Source organism: Streptococcus oralis subsp. dentisani (genome assembly GCF_003944205.1).
GTDB lineage: Bacteria > Bacillota > Bacilli > Lactobacillales > Streptococcaceae > Streptococcus > Streptococcus oralis_BH.
Window position 1 is genome coordinate 51,874 of record NZ_RJPH01000011.1, and the last position, 7,486, is coordinate 59,359.

Genomic DNA, 7,486 nt, shown 5'->3' on the forward strand with positions numbered 1-7,486 from the left:
GATTGAATTTCTTCTCATCCAATCAATGTAAACCTTTTCTTTTTCTCAGTCCTAAGTGACTTTGGGATAACGTATGAAGAAGGTCAAGCGATCATCTTGCATCTCAAAATGATAAGGTAATTTCTCATGTTCTAATAAACTTTTGACCACAAAGAGTCCCATCCCCGAACCCTTGGCCTTGCGACTGGCATTTTCAGAAAAAGACTGGGCCAGTTTTTCCTGTTCTTCAGGACTACAGCTATTCTCGATAAAGAGTTCTCCTTCTCTCTCGCCGATATGAACCAAGCCACCTGGAGTGGAGTGCTTGATAGCATTGCTGATGAGATTCGATAATATCAGTTTCATAACAGATGGGTTTATGTAAGCCTGCTGATGGATTAGACTAATGTCTACCTGAAGTTCTCTATCCTTGGCGAGTAAAGCATAATCCTTAACCAGACTTTGCGTCATCTGAAGGAGGTCAACCTCTTCTTTCTCGTCTCGCAATTCCTGAACAGAAGAAAGAGACAATATCTGGAGAACGTGGTGACTGAGGTCGTCCACAATCCCCAAGGCAACTCCCAGATAGTGGTCTCTATCCTTATAACGACCGATATTTTCTTTCATATTTTCAATTAGGATTTTCAAACTAGCCAGAGGTGTTTTCAGTTCATGAGAAGCCCCTCGTAGGAACTCAACCTTCATCTTCTCCAGCTGGAGAATAGCTTCATTCTTGTCATGCAAGTCCGCAATAACTGTCAAAAGATGCTGGTAGAGGCTATTGATTTGTTCCTTGAGATCACCTATCTCATCCTTGGAATCCACACGTAATCGCACTTGAGCATCTAGTTCCATCATTCTACGGGTCACCCGCTTGATTTCCAAAATCGGTGCAACAATGGTCCGAGCGTAGATGTAGGCCACCAAGAGGGAAATCAGAAAGGATGCCAGCAAGGTATAGGGGAGAAACTGAAGACTGATTTGCTCTGCTTCCTTTTGCAAATCCATGGAAGACAGAAACTGGAGAGTCATAGTGCTACCATCTTGCGTTTTCACCTCACGCTCCTCGATAAAGAGGGAGGTAGTCTGGCGATCCGTGTCCAGAGGAAGGTTGTCCTTGACTTCTAACTTGTCCTCGGTCATTTCTCCCTTGACAGCTCCTTTGATATCACTGGTCTGGGAATACAAGTCTAACACTTGTTCGATATTTTGCCTATCTTTTCCGTCCAAGGACTGAGCAATGGCTGTCGCTTTCTGGCCAATGGTTTCCTGACGATGGCTCAGATAAGTTGAGGGAAAGAGAAAATAAATGGCTAAATGAAGACAAATAACCAGAACGCTAAAAATCGAGAAGGTATAGATAAATATCTTTGTAAATAAACCTGTTCGTTTCATTTTCGCTCCAATTTATAACCAACATTGCGCACAGTGAGGATGCAATCCAAGTCTAGCTTTTTCCGCAGTTCCTTGATATAGACATCAATAACACGGTCAAAGGGGACCTCATCTGTCGCCTTCCAGACAGCATCGATAATCTGAGAACGAGTCAAGGCCCGGCCTTCATTTTTCACCAGATAGTCCAGAATTTCCAACTCCTTGGCATTAATGGCCACTTCTTGACCTGCTAGGCTTGCACTGTAGCTCTCAAAGTCCACCTTGGTATCCTTATAGGAGAAGATTCGTCCTGTATCGTAGTAGCGCTTGAAAATCGCGTCCACCCTTACTTTTAAAAGGGAGAGGGAAAAGGGTTTTTCCAGATAGCCATCTGCTAGCGAAGCAAAGGCACTCATCTTGTATTCTTCATCCTGAAAGGCGGTCAGCATCAAGACAGGAACCTGACTGCTTTTACGAATCTCGGCTAGGACTTCTAAGCCATTAAGCTTGGGCATCTGGATATCCAGCAGTACTAGAGCTACTTCATAGCTGGAAAATTTTTCCAGAGCTTCTTGACCGTCCGCCGCCTCAATGGTTTCATAGCCACAATCTGTCAAATAGTCACTAATTCCCTCACGGATCATCTCCTCATCTTCTACAATTAAAATTTTCATAGAAAAACGTTTTACATTCCTTTAAATTTCTTGTTAATCTTTTTGTTTCATCCTGATAGGAAGAAGCCTTATCAAGATGAAATAGATAAAAATGCTACCTATATTATACCCCATTTAGGGGAGAATAGGTAGCAAGTTTTTTATTCACTATCGAGCAAGAGCTCTTTTGGTTGTTTTCTGAGGAGATTGCTTGAGGCAAGCGCCATAACGAGAACCACTAGAACCAAGGCAAGGACAAAGACGATGATAAAGTCTGATGTCTGAATAGAAATATCTAGGCTCGACAAGGTCTTGCTAAAGCCGTCTACTTCTGCACCACCACCAAGATTAGAGGCTTGAGCAGCCTTGCTGGCTTGCTTGGCAACACCTGAAGTGACATTGGCAAGAACAGTATTTCCGATGGCACGAGCTGTGTAGTTGGCTAGGAAGTAAGCAGAAACGAGAGCAGGGATGGCAATCAGGATCGATTCGGTGATAAATTGCCCCAAGATACTTGCCTGCTTGAGACCGATAGAGAGGAGGATTCCCACTTCCTTGCGGCGAGCGTTAATCCAAAGACTGAGCAAGAGGGCAAGGAGAAGGACTGAGAAGCTCAAGCTACCCCAGAAGAGGAGGTTGGCCATCTTGTACATACCAGAAATGGATTGCTCAAGAGCTGGGTAGTTAGAGGAGCTCTTCACAAGTGTGTAGCTCTTCCAGTTGATACCACTGATACCATTCAACTCTTTCATGACGTCATCCAAGTTCTTGTCTGCTGTTACAAAGAAGGTTGCGTCCCCATAAATAGCTGTATCTTCTGTGTATCCATAAAGTTTTGCAGCAGTGTGAATGTCTGTGATAGCTGTGTTTTCATAGAGTTCTTGTGAGTAGGTTACTGCAGACTTATTGTGCCCATCAAAGAGTCCCTTGATTGTAACTTCGACTGTTTCCTTGGCACCTTTTTCATTGTCTGCATCGTAGATATTGGAGTCTAGTTTGACCTTATCTCCGACTTTCCAACCGTGTTTAGCTGCCAAGTCCTTGTGCATGAGAATCTTGTCCTTGTCGTCGTTGGTTAGGTGCTCACCTTCAACCAGCTTATATGAGCCAGAGACAAACTTATCTTCTTTAGAGGAGTCATTGACACCTGTAATCATCAAACTGCTGCCAAACCGTTTGGCACGGTCTGCAGTGAGATTTTTCTTGGTTTCTGGCGTTTCGATGAGTTCATATCCAGTCAAATCTCCGATAGCGTTGATACGCTTAACATAAGACTCAATGGCTTTGTTTTCGGTGATTTTTTTGATATCCTCACCCTTGATATTCCCAGAACCACGTGGCGTTCCTTGATTGACGCGACGATTGATTTGCATGGAGAAACTATTGGTGATATTTTTAAAGGTCTCCTGAGAAGCCTTGGCAGTAGCTCCCTTGATCGACAAGCCGACCAAACTCAAGCTCGCCATGAGGAGAATAATCAGGAAGATAACAATCGATTTGAAAAACTTCCTTGTAACATAGGCAAATGCGTTGTGTAACATAGGTTCCCTTTCTAGATTTAATAATTCTATCAAAACAAGCTCATCTTATTTTGTAGTATTGCGAGTTTCAGTCAGTTTCTTGTCCTTCAATTCAAGTGTAATATCTGACGCTTGTGCCACTTCTTTACTGTGCGTAACAACGATGACACATTTACCTGTTTTCTCGGCAAGTGATTTGAGCAGTTCGATAATATCTCCAGCAGTTTTAGGGTCCAGATTTCCTGTTGGCTCATCAGCTAGAATAACTGGAGCTTCTGATACCAAACTGCGAGCGATGGCAACACGTTGTTGTTGACCACCTGATAACTGGAGAACATTCCGCTTGATCTGACTTTCATCCAAACCAAGCTCTAGAAGTGTATCCTTGCTTGCCTTTTTGTTGACCAAGCGGATATTTTCCAGTGGAGAAAGGTAATCAATCAAATTATAATTTTGAAAGACCAGAGAAATATGGTGCATGCGATGGTAAGAATAGCCTTTTTCGCGAATATCATTTCCTTCAAAGAGGATTGATCCTTCGACAGGACTATCTAGACCAGCAAGCAGAGACAAGAGAGTGGATTTTCCTGCTCCTGACTCACCAATGATACTATAAAATTTCCCGGGTTCAAAATTATACTTGATCTGATATAAAACTGCCTCAGCAGTGTTCTTATAACGGTAGGTAACATCTTGCAATTGTAATAAAGTCATGATTTCTCCTTCTTATACTCAATGAAAATCAAAGAGCAAACTAGGAAGCTAGCTGCAGGTTGCTCAAAGCACAGCTTTGAGGTTGCAGATAAAGCTGACGCGGTTTGAATTTGATTTTCGAAGAGTATTAACTAATAGATGATAAAATTTCCTTAGGTGATTTTCTAAATAAGAATAGGAAACAAAGGGCTACAGACAAGCAACCAATCAAGAGCAGAAAGACATAGGATTCTGCAAAGGATAGGAGACTGGTTGATAGACCGCTTGCTTTTGCCAGCGTGTCCTGTAAGCTTGTCTGATCTCCACTGGCTAGGACAGTTTGGAGCAGATAGGATGTAATGGCATTTCCAGCGATAAAGGATGGAAGCAAAGCTCCGAGAGATACCAAAACTACCTCTAAACAGAATTGTAGGAAGATCAAACTCTTGCCTTTTCCAAGTGCCAGTAAAATCCCTACTTCGTAGACCCTTTCTCTCAACCATAGAGACAAGACTAAAATTAAGGCTCCAGCTCCTGCTATCAACATCCCATAAAGGAAGATGGTGAGGAAGGTTTGGAAGGTTGCTACTGAGTCCTTGATTTGTTCAAAGGCCTTGTTTTCCTTCTCGACTTGGTAGCCTTGACTTTCCAAGGCCAAGTTTTCCACCTGCTTCATGAGTCCATCCATTTCCTTAGGATTTTCTACATAGAAGCGCGCTGCACTGACTTGCGGTTCACTATTTCCCAAAAGAGTTTGGCTACTTTCATAGTCTGTAAAGACCTGGTTTTCACTGAAGTCAGAAGATAAGCCTGTGAATTTTTCTTGTTTTTTACCAGAAAAGATTCCGACAATCTCAAACTCAACGGTTTGTCCTTTTCCAGCTTCGGACTGCCCAGCATCCAAACGAATCTTGTCATGAAGCGAAAGACCGTTCTTCTTAGCCAACTCTTCGTGGATGAGGATTTTCTTGGAATCTCCTTTTTGAAGGTGTCGACCTTCTTTTAGGTTGAAAGCCGAGCTGGTAAAGGTAACATCCTTGGCTGAATCTTCAAGAGCCGTTAAGCTAACCAAATTCTTGTCCGCAGCTGACAAATCATCTCGCTCTACGCTCTGCTCACCACTCACTGCTTCCTTGTCTTTCAGTTTTGCGACCGTCTCAAGTTCAGGAGAGATATTTTCCAGTCCCTTAATCTTGCTCACGGATGCTAGGTCTGACAACTTGAAAGTCTGACCATTCTCTATCTTTTTGATAGAAAAAGATGTGTTGAGTGATTTGTAAAGATTACTTTCTACTGTTTTGTTGGACTTCATCAGAGTCAAACAGGCTGAAATTCCGGCCAATAGGACCAATAAAATCAGAAATAAAATAAAACTTCTCAGTCGTTTTCTGCTGACATAAGCCCAAGCTCTTTGGATTGGATTCATTTGTCACCTCCATATTTGTAAGACTATTATAAAATCCAAATATGAAATGTTTATGAAATCAAAAAAATTTTTTGATTTATTTTTTGAAAAAATAAAGAAAGCTAGCAACTGCCAACTTTCTTCATATAGAACACGTTTTACCAATCAAAAACCGACTCCATGCCATAAATGATAGTTCTTGATGCCAATACCTTCCGATATCCAAAATACCTCTTCTAGCCCTCTTTTTGAAAACAAAAAGAGCTAGCTAAAGCTAACTCTTATCCTATGCGGAGAGAGGGACTTGAACCCTCACGACCTAAAGCGGTCACAGGATCCTTAGTCCTGCGCGTCTGCCAATTCCGCCATCCCCGCGTCGATTACTTTACTAGTATATCAACTTTCAAAATCTTTGTCAACACTTTTTTCAGATTTTTTTCATTTTTCCAAGGGAATCATTCTTTAATTTCAGCCAAATTTTCATCCAACAATTTGGCTCCCAGAGTGTTCTTAAAATGTCCAAGAGCAAACTGATGATTTTCTGGCCAGATGGAAGCAACCGCAGGCTTGACAACCTCGATTTGATAACCTAAATTATAAGCATCAATAGCCGTATGGAGAACACAAATATCTGTCAAAACACCAGTTAAGATGACTGTATCAACTCGACGTTCTCGCAAGCGGATATCTAGGTCCGTACCTGAAAATGCTGAATAGTGACGCTTGTCCATCCAAAAGACACGACTATCCGCCTCATGCTCAGCATAAAAGTCAGCTAGGGGGCCATAAAGTTTACGCCCACTAGTTCCGATGATGTTGTGTGGTGGAAAGAGCTTGCTTTCTGGGTGGAATGTATCCTTCTCCTCATGAGCATCAATGGTAAAAAAGACATAATACCCACGTTCAAAAGCCAGTCTGGTTACGCGATTGATTGCTTCTGATATGGCTTGAGCAGGCGCTCCAGCAGTTAGCTTTCCATGGTCTGCTACGAAATCCTCTGTATAGTCAATTGAGATTAAAGCCTTTGCCATTAGTAGTCCCTCTTTTTCACTTCCTCAAAGATATCTGAAATCAATACTTTGAGATAGGTTCCCTTCATTCCTAGTGAACGGCTTTCAATAATTCCTGCCGACTCTAGCTTACGGAGAGCATTGACGATCACTGAGCGCGTAATACCGATACGATCTGCAATAACTGATGCAGTCAGCTGCCCTTCATTTCCATCCAACTCAGCTAAAATAGCTGAAACAGCACGAAGTTCTGAGTAAGAGAGGGTATTAACCGCCATAGTAACAGCCGTACGACGGCGGATATTTTTCTCGTCTTCTTCACGTTGGAAGTTCAAGAGTTGAATCCCCACAACCGTGCTCGCAATCTCAACAAGAATCAAATCCTCATCTTCAAATTTCTTGTCATTACGCCAAATAATCAAGGAACCTAGTCGAATCCCTGATACATGAATGGGAGCAATGGTTGTCAAACCATCTGGAAAATCCGCACGGCTCTCTACAGGAAAAATAGTCAAATCATGTTCAACAGGAAGATTGGCTTCTGTATCATAGATCATGTTTGCCCCTTGTACATAGTCATCTGGGAACGTCTTGGTTTGGAAAAACTGCTCTACACGGTCTGTATTAGTTTTATAGCGCATAAAGTAGCCCAAAAGACGGCCCTTGCTATTGACAATACAGGCATTGCAATCAATAATGTCTGCTAGTTGACGTGTAATGGCATTGTATGGAAGTTCATCCTGCATCTGCTCTTCTGAGCGTTTTAAAATTGATGTAATTTTTCTTGTTTTTTCTAATAAATGTGCCATTTTTTACCTCGCATATAATCGCTTCCATTATAACATAGAAAAG

At 42.1% G+C, this 7,486-nt stretch carries 7 protein-coding genes and 1 tRNA gene; all 8 read right to left on the reverse strand.

The window, feature by feature from the left end:
- Window positions 1–51 precede the first annotated feature (51 nt).
- Window positions 52–1,374, reverse strand: a complete 1,323-nt coding sequence (vncS, locus tag D8805_RS08015) for a sensor histidine kinase VncS (RefSeq protein ID WP_125416678.1) — start codon at window positions 1,372–1,374, stop codon at window positions 52–54.
- A complete protein-coding gene (gene vncR, locus D8805_RS08020; protein ID WP_125416680.1) occupies window positions 1,371–2,027 on the reverse strand; it encodes a response regulator transcription factor VncR in 657 nt (218 codons plus the stop codon). Before vncR ends, vncS begins: the two co-directional genes overlap by 4 nt.
- Before the next feature lie 140 nt (window positions 2,028–2,167).
- Window positions 2,168–3,547 (reverse strand): ABC transporter permease subunit Vex3, encoded by a 1,380-nt coding sequence (vex3, locus tag D8805_RS08025; RefSeq protein ID WP_000903005.1) that lies wholly within the window; start codon window positions 3,545–3,547, stop codon window positions 2,168–2,170.
- A 45-nt stretch (window positions 3,548–3,592) separates the two neighbouring features.
- On the reverse strand, window positions 3,593–4,240 hold the full coding sequence (vex2, locus tag D8805_RS08030; RefSeq protein ID WP_061417316.1) for an ABC transporter ATP-binding subunit Vex2: 648 nt from the start codon (window positions 4,238–4,240) through the stop codon (window positions 3,593–3,595).
- A gap of 127 nt (window positions 4,241–4,367) precedes the next feature.
- On the reverse strand, window positions 4,368–5,645 hold the full coding sequence (locus D8805_RS08035) for an ABC transporter permease (protein WP_125416682.1): 1,278 nt from the start codon (window positions 5,643–5,645) through the stop codon (window positions 4,368–4,370).
- Between the two features lie 268 nt (window positions 5,646–5,913).
- Window positions 5,914–5,999 (reverse strand) — tRNA-Leu (locus tag D8805_RS08040).
- 80 nt (window positions 6,000–6,079) lie between these two features.
- The gene (locus D8805_RS08045) at window positions 6,080–6,655 is read right to left on the reverse strand and encodes a cysteine hydrolase family protein (protein ID WP_125416684.1); all 576 of its coding nucleotides are present in this window, start codon (window positions 6,653–6,655) and stop codon (window positions 6,080–6,082) included.
- Complete coding sequence (gene codY, locus D8805_RS08050) at window positions 6,655–7,443, reverse strand: GTP-sensing pleiotropic transcriptional regulator CodY (RefSeq protein ID WP_125394844.1); 789 nt, start codon at window positions 7,441–7,443, stop codon at window positions 6,655–6,657. Before codY ends, D8805_RS08045 begins: the two co-directional genes overlap by 1 nt.
- Between the last annotated feature and the right edge of the window lie 43 nt (window positions 7,444–7,486).